Raw genomic sequence first — 13,981 nt, 5'->3', positions numbered from 1 at the left:
CAGATCCCTCCTCCCGCCGCGCCACGACACCTCGAGAGCAGGACCCCATGACCCAGCCGCAGGGAGCGCTCCTCGTCGGGAGCATCGCCTTCGACGACGCCGAGCGCACGATGCGCACCGCCGCGACCGAGCTCGGCGGCCTCCTCCGCCGGATCCCCGACGGCGAGGTCGGGCCGCGCTTCCACTGGATCATGTTCCAGCCCGACGTCCTCGGCCAGGCCGAGGGCATCGAGCGGGTGGGGGAGGAGCGGATCCCCCTGCGGATGCTCGACGCGCGCCCGCTGCGGGTCGCCGACGGGGTGGATCCGCGTGAGATCCGCTTCCCCGAGCTCGGCTACGCGCGCGCCGCGCGCGAGTCCTACGCGCTCTTCCGCCGGCTGCGCGAGGAGGGTGTCATCGCGCCCGGCATGCGCTTCCAGGTGTCGCTGCCGACGCCGCTCGCCGTCGTGGGGGCGTTCTTCCCGCCCGAGCAGCGCGCGGCGATCGAGCCGGCGTACCGTGAGGCGATGAGCCGCGAGGTCGAGGAGATCCTCGCCGCCGTCCCGCACGAGGACCTCGCCGTGCAGTGGGATCTCGCGGTCGAGTTCCAGATCATCGAGGAGCTCCCCGGCGGCGTGGCCGCGTGGTGGGACGGCGCGTGGGCCGGGGTCGTCGAGCGCGCCGCGTGGGGCGTCGACCTCGTTCCGCACGATGTCGAGGTCGGCCTGCATCTCTGCTATGGCGATGTCGCCGAGAAGCACTTCGTCGAGCCCCGCGACGCGGGCAACCTCGTGCGCTTCGCGAACGCGATCGCGGACGCCGCTCGTCGCGTGCCCGCCTGGGTGCACTTGCCCGTGCCGATCGAGCGCGACGACGACGCGTTCTTCTCGCCGCTCGCCGACCTGCGCCTGCCGGAGGAGACCGAGCTCTACCTCGGCCTCGTGCACCGCGAGGACGGTGCGGAGGGCGCTCAGCGCCGGATCGCCGCGGCGCAGCGCGTCGTGCCGCGCTTCGGCGTGGCGACCGAGTGCGGCATCGGCCGCGCGCCCGCGGGCACGACCGAGGGGATCCTGCGCACCCACGCCGAGGTCGCCGCTCCCTGGTGACGCTTCTCCTCGCGTCGAGCGCCCGCCGGTCCCGACGACTCAGAGCCGCGCGAGCTCCTGCCGGGGGCGCACCTGCAGGTCGGTGAGATGCACGTCCGGCGAGGCGTCGGCGACGAAGCGCACCGCGGCGGCGATCGACTCGGGCCGGATGTACCGCTCGGGCGTGTAGGCGCCTCCCGAGGCCTCGACGCCCTCGCGCAGCATGGGCGTGTCGGTCTGCCCCGGGGCGATCGTCACGACGCGCACGCGGTGCGGCTCCTCGTCGATGCGGAGCACATCCGCGACCGCGCGGAGCGCGTGCTTGCTCGCCGTGTAGACTGCGCTGCCCGGCACGGGGCGCGTGCCGGCGCCCGATCCGATGAACACGACCGTGCCCTCGGCGCGGCGGATCGCGGGCAGGAGCGTGCGGGTCAGGACGGACGGGGCGACGACGTTCGTCGTCAGCTGACGCTGCCAGTCGCCGGCCGTCGCGTCGGCGATCGAGATGTGCTCGCCCACCGCGGCGGCGTGCACGACCAGGTCGAGCTCGTCGAGGGCGGGCACCGCATCGGGGAGGTGGCCGACGTCGAGGAGGTCGACGACGATCGGCTCGGCGCCCGTCTCCGCCGCGAGGGCGTCGAGGCGGGCGGCGTCGCGGCCGACGGCGAGCACGCGGTGGGTGCGGGCCAGCTCGCGGACGATGGCGATCCCCATGCCTCCCGTGGAACCGGTGACGAGGGCGGTCGGGCGAGACGTCATGATGCTCCTTCTGGACGGGGCGGGTGCCCCCATCCTCTCGGGCGGAGCGACGCGGCGCCACCGGCGCGCGTCATGAGGGGTCACGCGCCGGGGGCGTCGGCCCGGCGCGGCGTCGCCGCGACGCGCTCGAGGGCGGCGACCTCGATGGCCGACGCGTCCGCGTCGGCCAGGCCGTCGTCGGTGATGATCGCGTCGAACTCGTCGAGCGCCAGGACGCGGTACTTGGCGTAGGTGCCGAACTTGTCGCTGCCGGCGAGGAGGACGGTCGCGGTGGCGGAGGCGTGCGCGGCGCGCTTCGGGTCGACCTTCGCCTCGACCGGGGTCGTCGCGCCGTGGCGGACGTCCCACGAGCTCGACGACAGGAACGCGATGTCGAGCGAGAGCTCGGCGAGGGTGAGCGCCGCGAGCCTCCCGATCATCGACTCGTTGTCGCGGTCGAGGCGCCCGCCCAGGCAGATGAGGTCCGCGGAGGGGTGGTCGAGGAAGGAGCGGATCGTGCCGAGGTCGTTGGAAACGATCGTGAGCCCCTCGACCTCCTCGAGATGCGGGCGCATCGCCTGCACGGTCGTCCCGGCATCCAGGTACACCGTCATGGAGTCGGAGACCCTGGCCGCCGCCGCGCGGGCGATCGCCGACTTCTCCGCGATGTTCGCGGCCGCCTTCTCCGATCGCCGGGGTTCGGAGATCATCCGCGTCAGCGCGGAGGCGCCTCCCTGGGTCGCCGTCAGCCTGCCCTGCTCCGCGAGGGCGGCGACGTCGCGTCGCGCCGTCATGGGGCTCACGTCCAGCATCTCGGCGATCTGCCGGTAGCTCAGCACCTGCTCGGCGCGCAGCGCGCGCAGGATCCTCTGCCGTCGCTGCTCGGGGATCAGGGAAGTCGTGCGCGCCATCGGTGTTCCTCCGCCCTCAGTCTAGGGTCGGGGCCGACCAGGGGCTGCCCCAGCGCTCCGCGAGCTCCCGCACCGCGCGGGGGTCGAGCTCGCGACGCGTCGTCGCGGCCGTGAGCAGGGCGATCCGGCATGCCTCCTCCAGCTCGATCGCGCGATCGACCGCGTCGCCGAGGTCCGCGCCCGCGACGACCGCGCCGTGGTTGGCCAGCAGCGCCGCGCGGATCGGCTGCGGCCAGGACCGCACGTCGTCTCCGAGCGCCGGGTCGCCCGGGTGGCGGTAGGGGAGCAGGGGAGTCTGACCCACCCGCATCACGAAGTAGGGCGTCAGGGGCGGGATCGCGCTGTGCGCGGCCCACGGCTCCGTGCACGACAGGGCGACGGCATGGGGGGAGTGGACGTGCACGACCGCCCGGTGGGCGTCGTCGCGACGATAGAGGCCGATGTGCAGGGGGGTCTCCTTCGACCCGCGCGCGCCGCTCCGGTGCTCGCCGTCGAGGGAGAACCGTGAGAACGACGACGCCTCGAGCCGGCCGAGCTCGGCGCCCGTGCCGGTGACGAGGATCTCGTCGCCCTCGCGGGCGCTGATGTTGCCGCTGCTGCCGGGGCTGAGGCCGGCTTCCACGAGTCGTCGGCCGGCGGCGACGAGCGCGTCGACGGCGGTCACGAGAGGCGCTCCCACGCCGAGACGAACAGGTCGTCGTCGCCGAAGTTCCCGCTCTTGAGGGCGATCGCGATGCGGATCCCCGACGCGTCGGCGAGAGACCAGCAGACCCCCGGCGCGAGCTCGGGGCCGATGCGCATCGACTCGATCCCGAGGGAGCGGACCACGGCGCCGCTGCTCTCGCCTCCGGCGACGACGAGGCGCCGCACGCCCGCGGCGACCAGGCGCCGCGCCGTCTCGGCGAGGATCCGCTCCACGAGAGGAGCGACCTCGGATCCCCCGTGGAGGGCGCGCACGTCGGAGCGATCGCGCGCCGCGCACACGACGGGGCGGGCGTCGGCGTCCTGCTCCAGGACCCAGATGGCGAGCGCGCGCGCCGTGCCCTCCGGGTCGGCGACCGCACCGTCGAGGTCGATCCGCCGCACCGGCTGCGTGCGCGACGCGACATCGATCTGAGCGAGGGTCGTCCGCGAGACGCTGCCGCACAGGACGGCGCTCCTGCCGTCCTCCGGCGGCCGCCAGTCGTCCTCCTCCGCGCCGGGGCCGGGAAGCCCGAGCGCGAGCCCCGATCCGCCGGAGACGAGGGGGTCGTCCTGCACGGCGCGTCCGATCGCGACGAGGTCCTCGTCGGAGATCGCGTCCACGACGGCGTACGGAGCGGCGAGCGCGTCGAGAGCGGATCGGAGTGCGTCCGCGCCGGCGCGGACGACGGAGTGGGGCACCTCGTCGACGGCGTGGTCGGCCGTCTGGGGGCGCAGCAGATCGGCGACGCGCGATCTCGTCATGGGGGTGAGGGGGTGGTGGCGCATCGGGGAGTCCTCGAGGAGCTCGCCGTTCACGAAGAGGTGCCCGCTGTACACCGTGCGTCCGTTCGCGGGCAGCGAGGGCACGACGACGCATCTCGACGCGCCCAGCTCCGCGCGGAGGGCGTCGAGGACGGGGCCGATGTTCCCCGCGTCTGTCGAGTCGAACGTCGAGCAGTACTTCGCGTAGAAGCGCGTCGCGCCCCATCCGCGCAGCCGGCGCAGCGCTCGGACGGAGTCGGCCGCGGCCTCGTCCGCCGCGGCCGTCCGGCTCTTGAGCGCGACGACCACGGCGTCCGAGCCGGCGATCTGCTCTGCGGAGGGCCCGCCGTCCTCGATCACGACGGTCGTCCGGTGGCCCGACCGGCGCAGCATGGTGGCCAGGTCGGTGGCTCCGGTGAAGTCGTCTGCGATGGCTCCGAGCACGATCGCTCCTCTCTCGACCGCGGCGGCGGCCCGTGTCCGGGATGGTCCCGTGTGCGTCCATCACATCGTATGTGACGATTTGGTGCAAAATTAGACGAATCTGAAAAGGTGTGGCACTCTTGCCGTCAGTCATTCGAAGGCCGAATGGAACGCATGAAGATCGGAACAACGGTGATCCTCCCTCAGACCGATGGAGCACGTGAGCCCATCCGCATCGCCCTCACCGGGGCGAAGGGCGGCTACGGGCGCACCTTCCTCGCACAGCTCGCACGCACGCCCGACATCGTCCCGGCGGTCCTCGTCGACCCCGACATCGCGGGCGTGCGGACGATGATGGCCGAGCTCGGCGCCGATCGCCCCCTTCGGGAGTGCGCGGGCGCAGACGAGCTCGCGCACGCCGTCGACGCGGGTGAGACCGCTCTCGTCGCCGGGCTCGACGCGATCGACTGGACGCGCGTCGACGTGCTCGTCGAGGCGTGCGGCCGCGTGCCGTTCGGCGCCGCCTACGCGCGCGCGGCGCTGGAGAGCGGAACCCACGTGGTGATGGTCAGCAAGGAGGTCGACACGGTGGCCGGCCCCGAGCTGGACGCGCTCGCGGCGGAGCGGGGCCTCCGCTACCTGCCGGGCGACGGCGACCAGCCCGCCAACCTCATCCGGCTGAGGGAATGGGTCGACGCGGTCGGCCTCGAGATCGTCGCCCTCGGCAAGTCGGGCGAGTACGACCTCGTCTTCGACCCGGCGACCGGGAGCGTCACGCAGGCGGGCGAGAGCATCGACGCCCCCGACCTCGCGGCGCTGCTCGACCTCGGCGAGGACCTCGCCGAGACCCTCGCGCGCCGCGCCGAGGCCGTCCGCGGCCTGAAGCGCTCCGCCGCCGCCGACCCGTGCGAGATGACCGTCGTGGCGATGCGCACCGGCACCGCGGCCGACGTCGAGCAGATGCGCTACCCCGTCGCCCGCATCGACGAGCTCGCGGACATCTACGCGCTGCGGGCGGACGGCGGGATCCTCGAGAGCCGCGACGTCGTCGACGTGTTCTCGGCCCTGAGGCTGCCGGGCGAGGCGAGCTTCGCCGGAGGCGTCTTCGCGATCGTCCGCACAGGGGACCCGGTCACGTGGGAGCTCCTCCGCGGCAAGGGGCACGTCGTCAGCCGCGATGGGCGGTACGCCTGCATCTACTGGCCCTACCACCTCATGGGGGTCGAGACCCCTCTCACCGTGCGGGCCGCCATGGCGGGGGCGCCCGCACCGGCCGCTCGGGCGGACGTCCTGCTGGCCGCGCGCGCGACCGAGGACCTCCCCGCAGGGACGACCTTCGCGGTCGCCGGCCACCACCACGAGATCGCCGGCGTCGCGCCGGCGATGATCCCGCCTCGTGACGGGGTGAGCGCCTACTACCTGCTGGACGGCGCGCGGACGACCCGACCTGTTGCTCGCGGCGAGCTGATCCGCTTCGCCGACGTGGAGGGCGTCGACGCCCTCTCGCTCGAGCTCCATCGCGCGGGCCTCGCCCGCACCGCAGACGACCGAACGGAGTGAATCGATGACGATGACGACCCCAGGCGCGGCGCTCGCCGCGCAGGCGCACGAGGAGGAGAGCGCATGAACGCCGAGATCATCGCCCTGATCGGACTCGCTCTGGTCTTCGCGATCTCCGCGCTGCGGAACGTGCACATGGGCGCGCTCGCGCTCGTCGCCGCCTTCGTGGTGGGCATCGGCGTGGTGGGCGAGGGGCTCGACGACGTGCTCGGCGGCTTCCCCGTGGACGCCCTCGTGATCCTCCTCGGCATCACCTACCTCTTCGGCATCGCCAGGGAGACGGGGACGATCGACTGGCTCGTCGACCGCTCGCTCGACCTCATCGGCGACCGCGTCGCGATCCTCCCCTGGGGCCTCTGGGCGATCGCGACCGCCGTGGCCTGCCTCGGCACCTCGCACGCCGCGTTCGCGGTCGTCCCGATCGCGATGAGCCTGGCGTACAGCCACCGCATCAACTCCACGATGATGGGCATCGCGATGAGCTCCGCGATCGTCGGAGGCGCGCTCGCTCCCACGAGCATCGTCGGGATCACGGTCCAGACCGTCGCGCGGAGCGCCGACCTCCCGTACAACGCGGGCCTCATGTTCGGCCTGTCGGTCGGGATCAACGCGCTCGTCGTGCTCGTCGCGTTCTTCCTGTTCGGCGGACGCGAGCTCATCGCCCGGTCGCGGAGCGCCCGCGCCGCCGGCGGCGCGAACGGCTCCGGCGGCACCGCGACCCGCACGCGCACGAAGACCGAGCGCCTCACCGGCATGCAGATCCTCGTCATCGTGTCGATCATCGTGCTCGTCGGCGGCTTCTTCGCGCTCACGCAGCTCGACGTCGACGTGAACCTCGGCGTCGTCGCGCTGACGCTCGCCGTGATCATCGCGCTCATCGACCCGAAGATCGGACGCAAGGCGATCACCCGCGTCGACTGGGGCACGATCCTGCTGCTGGGCGGCATCATCACGTACGTCGAGGTGCTCACCCGCCTCGGCGCGATCGACCAGCTCGGCGAGGCCGCCCGCTCGGTGAGCACCCCGCTGATCGCCGCGTTCGTGATCTGCGTGATCGCCGCCCTCGTCTCGGCGTTCGCGTCGACGATCGGCATCATCGGAGCGCTCATCCCGCTCGCCGTGCCGCTGCTCGTGCCCGGAGGCGGCCTCGAGACGACCGGGTTCATCTACGCGCTCGCGATCTCGGCGTCGCTCGTGGACTGCGCGCCGTTCGGGACGACCGGCGCGACGATCGTCGCCTCGACGGTGGAGGAGGACCGGCCGAGGGTCAACCGCAACCTGACCATCTGGGGCCTGTCGATGGTCGTCATCGGCCCCGTCGTCACCCTCGCGACGCTCGTCGTGCCCTTCCTCTGGGCCTGAGCGCCGCACGCGTCGAACGGACCGCGGAGCCCATCGGGCTCCGCGGTCCGTTCGCTTCTCCGGGCGACCGCCTCAGAGCGTGCGGCGGATCCTCGCCCGACGCAGGAGGAGCGCCCCCAGGCCGGCCGTCAGGAGCAGCGCGCCGACGAGCGCGGGCCAGGCGGGCTCCCCGCCCGTGGGCGCGAGGCCGTCGTCGCCGGGATCCGCCCTGTCGTCGCCCGCGGAGCCGTCGTCCTCGACGCCGGGGGTCTCGTCGTCGGCGTCCTCGGCCGCGCCTGCTCCGTCGTCTCCCGGCTCATCGGCCTCGGGGGAGCGCACCGTGACCGAGACGGGATCCGACGCCGACTCCGCGAGGAACGACGGGTCGTCGGGCGCGAAGACGGCGACGAGCTCCCAGACGCCCTCTTCGGCGCCCGCGGGGACGCGCACCTCGAGCGTCGTCGAGCCGTCCTCGTCCAGGGTCCCCGCCGCGAGCACGTCGCCCTCGGCCGGATCCTGTCCCTGCGCGATCCGCCGCAGCTCGACGGAGCCGATCGGCGTCGTCTCGTCGGACGAGGCGACCACGATGCTCGCGTCGACGGGGCCCGGGGCGCCCGCCTCGATCTCGTCGTGCGACAGCGCGAGGGTCGTCTCGGTCGCGGCGGCCGCGGTCGGGTGCACATCCGCCGCCCACGAGGTCGGCGCGTCGCTGAGCCCGTAGGAGATCTCCCGCGCCTCGGCGAGTCGGCTGAGAGGCATCCAGCTGCGTCCGTAGGGGTGGCCGTCCACCGTCATCGAGTCGATGAAGCGAGACCGGGTCGGATCGCCGTCGGCCATGATCCGGAGGGGCTCCCCGTCGATCCACACGGTCGCCGCGGGGAACAGCGGGGTCGCGATCGCGAGCCCCGCGTCCGACGGCACGACGGGGAACAGCCCGAGGGACGCCAGCACGAACCACCCCGACTGCGTTCCCGCGTCGTCGTTCCCCGGCATCCCGTCGCGCGTCGTCCCGAAGCCGGTGTCGCGCAGCTGGCCGATCACGTACTGCGCGGCGGAGGGCTTGCCCGCCCAGTTGTAGGCCCACGGCGCCTGGTAGCTGGGCTCGTTCCCCATGTAGAACAGGGGCGACTCCTCGCCGCCGTTGATCTGCTCCAGGGTCGGCTCCGCGGTGAGGGCGCCGTCCATCGAGAACAGCGCGTCCAGGCGATCGATCGCCGCGTCCTCGCCGCCGATCGCGTCGATCAGGTCGTCCCACGCGTGGCCGAACGACCAGAAGTAGTTCGGCTCGGTCGACTCGTGGAACGAGCCCTCGACGATCTCGCCCAGCTCGCCGGGAGACGTCGGCGCCTCCCGGGCGATGATCGTCCCGGTCTCGGGGTCGAGGATGTTCTCCCACATCCCGGCTCGGTCGCGCAGCGCCTCGATGTCGGCGTCGTCGACCCCGACGGACGCGTGCGAGCGGACGTCCTCGCCGACCGCCGAGAGGAGCTGCGCGGCGGCGTAGTCGCTGTTGTAGCGCTCGATGTTGGCGCTCGACTCGAGCGGGTAGTACCCGTCGACGAGATACTCGTCCTGGTCGATGAAGCTGAGGTTCCCGTTGCAGGAGCTCGTCGGATCGAACGCCGACTGCTTCGCGAAGGCGGCGGCGGTCACGACGTCGAAGTCGCGGGCGCCGAACGCGTGGGCGCCGGCGAGCGCGGGCAGCGCGTTGTCGCCGGACATCGGCGTCGAGTCGTCGCTCGCGTCGACCCAGTGGGGGAAGGCCCCGCACTGCTGGGCGTCCACGACGATCGACTGCGCGACCTCGCTGGCCACGTCGGGTGCGAGCAGGGCGAGCAGCTGCGAGTGGGTACGGTAGGAATCCCACAGCGAGAGCCCCGAGTAGTGCGTCTCGTAGCCGCCCGTCGAGCCATCAGGACGGGTGTAGGCGTAGTCCCCCACGTTGGCCGTCTCGCGGTCTTCCACCGCGCCGGCCACATCCACCTCGTCGACCGAGAGATCCTGGGCCTCCATGCTGCGGAAGTCGCCGTTCGCATCCGAGTAGACGGTGGGCGACCCGTACACCCGGTACAGCGACGTGTAGAACTTCACGAGGTCCTCCCGCTGGTCCTCGCTGAGCGCCTCGGGGTCGGCGGCGAGATCCACCTGGATCGTGTTGAGCCGCTCGTTCCACTCCTCGTCGACGGCGGCGCGCACCTCCTCGAGGCTCTGCGAGGGGTTCTCGACCTCGAGGTTCTCCTTGGCGTTCTCCACGCTCACGGAGGAGATACCGACGCGCAGGGTGAGCGTCGGGTCGTCCGGGGAGACGTCGTACTGGAGCACGGCGGCTCCGTCGACGACGTCGTTCACGGCGGAGCCCGCTTCGCCCTGGTCCTTCAGCGCTCTGTCGACCTCGGCGTAGAAGAAGACGTTCGAGGTGTACGTCGTGCCGTACGGGGTGCAGAACGCGGGGGCGACCGTGGTGCCGCTCAGCACGGTCCCGTCGTCGCCGATCGTCAGCTCCACGTTCTCCGGATCGATGCGCCCGGCCGTGCTCTCCATGTTCGAGTTGGCGTTGAGGCGCGTGTCGAGGGCGAGGTAGGCGGCGTCCGCGTCGGGGTAGGTGAACCGGGCGATGCCCGTGCGGGTGGTCGCACCCAGCTCGACCGCGACGCCGCTGTCGAGGTCGACCGAGTACGCCCCGGGCGAGGCCTCCTCGCTCGCCGTCCGGAAGGTCGGGGCGTTCTGCGGCACGCCGTCCTCGTCGGCGACGCCCTCCGGGGCAGTGCGGGGGAGTATGCCGACGACGCCCTGGCCGGGGCATCCCGTGCCGCTCAGGTGCGTCATGCTGAGGAAGTTGATCGAGCCGGACTCCGCGTCGGCGGGCAGCAGGTACCCGCCCGATCCGTTGTAGTTCGTGCGCGACATGTCGGGGCCGAACGCGACCATGCCGAACGGCGCCTTGGCCGCGGGGCTGACGTTGCCCGCGAAGCCGCTGGTCGGCGAGACGGCGGTGCCGATGTGCGGATCGACGAACGAGGTCAGGTCGAGCAGCTCGCCGGGCGCCGGTGCGGGATCCCCCGTCGTGGTCGCCGCGGTCGCGGGCGCGGAGCCTCCGACGAGCAGGGCGCCGGTCAGCGCGAGCGCGACGGCGGCCGAGAGGGCCTTGGGTCTTCCGAACGTCACTGTTCCTCCAGACGACGGTCCGCGCGGTGTGGGCGCGGGAGCGCCGATGCGGAGCGGGTCGGCACGAAGATATCGGTCTCTGACAGCGCTGTCTACTCGATGCGGGAACGGACCCGCCCCGGGAACGGGCGGCGCGGTGATCCCCGCCCGGGGGGCGACGGTCGCCTTCGCGCCCGGATGCCGGCGGCGGTATCGTGGGCCGCCCGTCGGCCCGTCTCGGGTCGCCCGTCCTCAGGAGAGATCATGACCGACCCGCATCCCCTCCGCGATCAGGTCGCGCTCGTGACGGGCGTCTCGAGGCGGCGCGGAATCGGGTACGCGGTCGCGAGGAAGCTGGCGAGCCTCGGTGCGAGCATCGTCATCCAGCACCATCGTCCGCACGACGCCGATCAGCCGTGGGGCGCGGACGACCTCGACCTCGTCCGCGCCGGGATCCGCGAGGCGCTCGCCCCCGGGGCGGCGTTCGCGGATCGCGCGGCGGATCTGACCGATGCCGATGAGGCGCCGCGTCTCATCGACGCGGCCCATCGCCTCGCCGGACGGGTCGACCTGCTCGTCTGCAACCACGCGCGAAGCGGCGGCGACGGAGGGATCCTCGACATGACGCCCGGCCGCCTCGATGCGTTCTGGGACGCGAACACCCGGTCGACGCTGCTGCTCACCGCGGAGCTCGCGCGGCGCCTCGCCGGCGAGACGTCGGCGGAGGCGCGCAGACCCGGCGAACGCACGCCGAGGCGCGGTCCCGTCGAGAAGCCCCGCGCGCGGGTGATCTGGATGACCTCCGGTCAGATGCACGGTCCGATGCGCGGAGAGGTCGCCTACGCCGCCAGCAAGGCGGCGCTCGCCGGGGCGACGGCGACCGTCGCCGCGGAGCTGCTCGACATCGGGGTCGTGCTCAACACCGTCAACCCGGGGCCCGTGAACACCGGGTACATGGATCCCGAGACGACCGATCGCCCGCTCGACGAGCTGCGTGAGCACCTGGCCGCGATGCCGTTCGGCCGCTACGGCGAGCCGACCGATCCCGCCGAGCTCATCGGCTGGCTCGCGACCGACGCGGGCTCCTGGGTGGTCGGGCAGGTGCTCACGAGCGACGGAGGGTTCAGCCTCCTGTGACCTCGGAGCGTCGTCGGCCGAGGGCGGGGTCGGCGAGCAGCCGGGCGATCGTCCGGCGCCCGAGATCGCTCATCTCGGGGTTCGAGGAGGCGTAGTACCAGACGAGCCCCAGCGCCTGCTGGAGCGCCCATGCCGCACCGCGCCGCCACTCGCGATCGTCCGAGCGGAGCAGCTCGCGGAGCCGTGAGCGCGGACCGTCGTCGAGGGCGTGCCAGGCGACGACCAGGTCGAGAGAGGGATCCGCGGGGCCGAAGCCTCCCGTGTCGACGACGCCGACGAGGCAGCCGTCCTCCACGAGGAGGTTGGCCGGGGTGAGGTCGCCGTGGGCCATGCGGTCGGGGCCCTCCGTGGGGACGTCGTGCAGCGCCCGCCACAGGCCTTCCGCCTCGCGGACCGGCAGGAGCCCCCGGCTGCGGTCGAGACAGAGAGCGACCCATTCGTCGTGGGCACGGAGATCGCCTCCTCGCCCGCCGCCCGAGAACGCCCGACCGCGCGTCGGCGCGTCGCGCAGGCGGGCGATGAGCGCGGCGAGGTCGTCTGCGAATCGGAGCGAGTGCGCGGCCGACGTCGGGGTGGCCGTGTCGCCGCGCACCCAGGTCTGCAGCGTCCAGGGGAGCGGGAAGCCGTGTCCCGGGGCTCCGATCGCGACGGCCTCGGGCGAGGGGATGGGGGAGTGCGCGGCGAACTCCGTCATCGCGCCGCGCTCCCTCTCCAGAGCGGTGCGGACGGCCTCGGGATCCGACCCCTGCATCGGGAAGCGGGCGGCGAGCCGGTCGCCGACGCGGAACACGCGACTCGTCGTCGCGGAGGTCGACAGCGCCACGACCGAGAGGCCGGCGTATGCGGGCGACAGGTCGTGCACCAGCCGTTCGGCCGTCTCGGGGGAGAGCGCGATCTCGTCGTCGTGCATGGCGGCCAGTGTAGGGAACGCGGCATCGGCCCCGCGCGGACAGCGGCGCCGCGCACGTCGAGACCGCGTCGGCCGCCGTGACGCGAGACGGATCCTCGTCTCGGCGCTGTCCGCGGGAATGCCGATGGCCCCGATCCGGATCTCTCCGTCTCGGGGCCATCGCTTGGTTGCGGGGGCAGGATTTGAACCTACGACCTCCGGGTTATGAGCCCGGCGAGCTACCGAACTGCTCCACCCCGCGGCACCGACTTCCAAGGAAGTCATTCGGCGGAGGACATCCGACCCTCGGGATCGGGCTCCTCGTGCCGCTTCATCCAGTGTACCCGATCCGGAGAGGGGCGGCGCTCACGCCGTGCCGGGAGGAAGGACTGCGCTGACCCGATCGCACCGTTCCGACATCCGCGACGGAGAGCATGGACGAATACGGGAAACACAACACGGCCTTCCATCCGGAGCTGGTCGCCGCGGTCTCCTCGCGATCCTGTCGTGTCCTCGATGTCGGCTGCGGGGATGGCCTTCTCCTGCAGGAGCTCAGAGCCTCGACCGATCACGTCACCGGCGTCGACCCCGATCGGGCGGCGCTCGAGCGCGCGAGGGCGCGTTTCGCGGATCCCTCCGAGGCGGACATCGTCCTCGGAGACCTCCTGTCCGCTCCCGAAGTCGACGGGCGGCGCTTCGACCTCATCACCTGGGTGGCCGCGCTTCATCATCTGCCGCTCGTTCCGGCGCTCGAGCGGATGCGCGATCTCCTTGCCCCGGGAGGACAGCTTCGCATCGTCGGCCTCGCGGCGAACAGGAGCATCGCTGATGCGGTCCTCTCCGGGGTCGTGCTCGTTCCGATTCGCGTGATGAGCAGGGTCCGTCGCGAATCCGGCTACCCCGGCATGGCGACGGCCCGGCCGTCCGAGTCGCTCGCCGAGATCCGGGAAGCCGCCGCGGCGATCCTCCCCGGCAGTCGGATCAGGCGCCGGTTCTCCTACCGCTGCAGGCTCACGTGGATCAAGCCCGCCGGCTGGTGACCATCGGGAGCGCCTCCTGGCGGGATCGATGATCGTCGCCGCCGCGGGGACATACAGAAGGCCCTGATCCGGATTTCTCCTGATCAGGGCCTTCTTCTGGTTGCGGGGGCAGGATTTGAACCTACGACCTCCGGGTTATGAGCCCGGCGAGCTACCGAACTGCTCCACCCCGCGGCACAAGAATCTACTCTAGCACGGCGTGAGGGGTTCGCAAATCGAGACCGGCCGACGAGGAGGCCGGGCGTGTCGTCGCCCGCTCGTCCGGGCGGGCACCCGCGTGCGAGGATG

11 protein-coding genes and 2 tRNA genes are annotated in these 13,981 nt (G+C 72.6%); 5 read left to right on the top strand and 8 right to left on the bottom strand.

The annotated features are described in order from the left end of the window. Nucleotides 1–47 precede the first annotated feature (47 nt). Nucleotides 48–1,085 (top strand): hypothetical protein, encoded by a 1,038-nt coding sequence (locus NHL53_RS04290; RefSeq protein WP_433775494.1) that lies wholly within the window; start codon nt 48–50, stop codon nt 1,083–1,085. Between the two features lie 39 nt (nt 1,086–1,124). Here NHL53_RS04290 and NHL53_RS04285 read toward each other — a convergent pair whose 3' ends face one another. The 4 genes from NHL53_RS04285 to otnK form a co-directional block, all read right to left on the bottom strand. After that, entirely contained in the window at nt 1,125–1,823 is a 699-nt protein-coding gene (locus NHL53_RS04285; RefSeq protein WP_433775493.1) for an SDR family oxidoreductase, read from the bottom strand. A gap of 80 nt (nt 1,824–1,903) precedes the next feature. Beyond that, nucleotides 1,904–2,713: a DeoR/GlpR family DNA-binding transcription regulator gene (locus NHL53_RS04280; RefSeq protein ID WP_433775491.1), complete on the bottom strand. Its 810-nt coding sequence runs from the start codon at nt 2,711–2,713 to the stop codon at nt 1,904–1,906. 16 nt (nt 2,714–2,729) lie between these two features. Further along, complete coding sequence (locus tag NHL53_RS04275) at nt 2,730–3,377, bottom strand: class II aldolase/adducin family protein (protein ID WP_433775489.1); 648 nt, start codon at nt 3,375–3,377, stop codon at nt 2,730–2,732. After that, a complete protein-coding gene (gene otnK, locus NHL53_RS04270; protein WP_433775487.1) occupies nt 3,374–4,603 on the bottom strand; it encodes a 3-oxo-tetronate kinase in 1,230 nt (409 codons plus the stop codon). Before otnK ends, NHL53_RS04275 begins: the two co-directional genes overlap by 4 nt. A 153-nt stretch (nt 4,604–4,756) precedes the next feature. Between otnK and NHL53_RS04265 the strand changes: the two genes are divergently transcribed. Both NHL53_RS04265 and NHL53_RS04260 read left to right on the top strand, forming a co-directional pair. Continuing rightward, on the top strand, nt 4,757–6,142 hold the full coding sequence (locus tag NHL53_RS04265) for a homoserine dehydrogenase (protein ID WP_433775486.1): 1,386 nt from the start codon (nt 4,757–4,759) through the stop codon (nt 6,140–6,142). Nucleotides 6,143–6,205: 63 nt separating this feature from the next. Further along, the gene (locus NHL53_RS04260) at nt 6,206–7,504 is read left to right on the top strand and encodes an SLC13 family permease (protein ID WP_433775484.1); all 1,299 of its coding nucleotides are present in this window, start codon (nt 6,206–6,208) and stop codon (nt 7,502–7,504) included. Between the two features lie 72 nt (nt 7,505–7,576). Here the strand turns inward: NHL53_RS04260 and NHL53_RS04255 are convergent, their stop codons facing one another. Further along, on the bottom strand, nt 7,577–10,648 hold the full coding sequence (locus NHL53_RS04255) for a glycoside hydrolase domain-containing protein (RefSeq protein WP_433775482.1): 3,072 nt from the start codon (nt 10,646–10,648) through the stop codon (nt 7,577–7,579). 243 nt (nt 10,649–10,891) lie between these two features. On the opposite strand from NHL53_RS04255, the gene NHL53_RS04250 reads away from it, so the two are divergent. Beyond that, nucleotides 10,892–11,764: an SDR family oxidoreductase gene (locus tag NHL53_RS04250; protein ID WP_433775480.1), complete on the top strand. Its 873-nt coding sequence runs from the start codon at nt 10,892–10,894 to the stop codon at nt 11,762–11,764. Here NHL53_RS04250 and NHL53_RS04245 read toward each other — a convergent pair. Together NHL53_RS04245 and NHL53_RS04240 are read right to left on the bottom strand one after the other, a co-directional pair. Then, nucleotides 11,751–12,674: a phosphotransferase gene (locus NHL53_RS04245; RefSeq protein ID WP_433775478.1), complete on the bottom strand. Its 924-nt coding sequence runs from the start codon at nt 12,672–12,674 to the stop codon at nt 11,751–11,753. The genes NHL53_RS04250 and NHL53_RS04245 overlap by 14 nt on opposite strands. Before the next feature lie 164 nt (nt 12,675–12,838). Next, nucleotides 12,839–12,915: transfer RNA gene (locus NHL53_RS04240), tRNA-Met, on the bottom strand. A gap of 172 nt (nt 12,916–13,087) precedes the next feature. Here NHL53_RS04240 and NHL53_RS04235 point away from each other — a divergent pair. Next, nucleotides 13,088–13,693 (top strand): class I SAM-dependent methyltransferase, encoded by a 606-nt coding sequence (locus NHL53_RS04235; protein WP_433775476.1) that lies wholly within the window; start codon nt 13,088–13,090, stop codon nt 13,691–13,693. Nucleotides 13,694–13,790: 97 nt separating this feature from the next. Here NHL53_RS04235 and NHL53_RS04230 read toward each other — a convergent pair. Then, nucleotides 13,791–13,867, bottom strand: a tRNA-Met gene (locus NHL53_RS04230). Nucleotides 13,868–13,981 lie beyond the last annotated feature (114 nt).

Source organism: Microbacterium sp. gxy059, from assembly GCF_050958665.1.
Taxonomy (GTDB): Bacteria; Actinomycetota; Actinomycetes; order Actinomycetales; family Microbacteriaceae; genus Microbacterium.
Note: the sequence above shows the minus strand (reverse complement) of the source record. Positions and strands in the feature narration are given on the sequence as shown.

Bases quoted from the DNA above. Each gene is read 5' to 3' on its own strand.
- NHL53_RS04290 (WP_433775494.1), top strand. From the start codon at position 48: ATGACCCAGCCGCAGGGAGCGCTCCTCGTCGGGAGCATCGCCTTCGAC.
- NHL53_RS04285 (WP_433775493.1), bottom strand. From the start codon at position 1,823: ATGACGTCTCGCCCGACCGCCCTCGTCACCGGTTCCACGGGAGGCATG.
- NHL53_RS04280 (WP_433775491.1), bottom strand. From the start codon at position 2,713: ATGGCGCGCACGACTTCCCTGATCCCCGAGCAGCGACGGCAGAGGATC.
- NHL53_RS04265 (WP_433775486.1), top strand. From the start codon at position 4,757: ATGAAGATCGGAACAACGGTGATCCTCCCTCAGACCGATGGAGCACGT.
- NHL53_RS04260 (WP_433775484.1), top strand. From the start codon at position 6,206: ATGAACGCCGAGATCATCGCCCTGATCGGACTCGCTCTGGTCTTCGCG.
- NHL53_RS04250 (WP_433775480.1), top strand. From the start codon at position 10,892: ATGACCGACCCGCATCCCCTCCGCGATCAGGTCGCGCTCGTGACGGGC.
- NHL53_RS04245 (WP_433775478.1), bottom strand. From the start codon at position 12,674: ATGCACGACGACGAGATCGCGCTCTCCCCCGAGACGGCCGAACGGCTG.
- NHL53_RS04235 (WP_433775476.1), top strand. From the start codon at position 13,088: ATGGACGAATACGGGAAACACAACACGGCCTTCCATCCGGAGCTGGTC.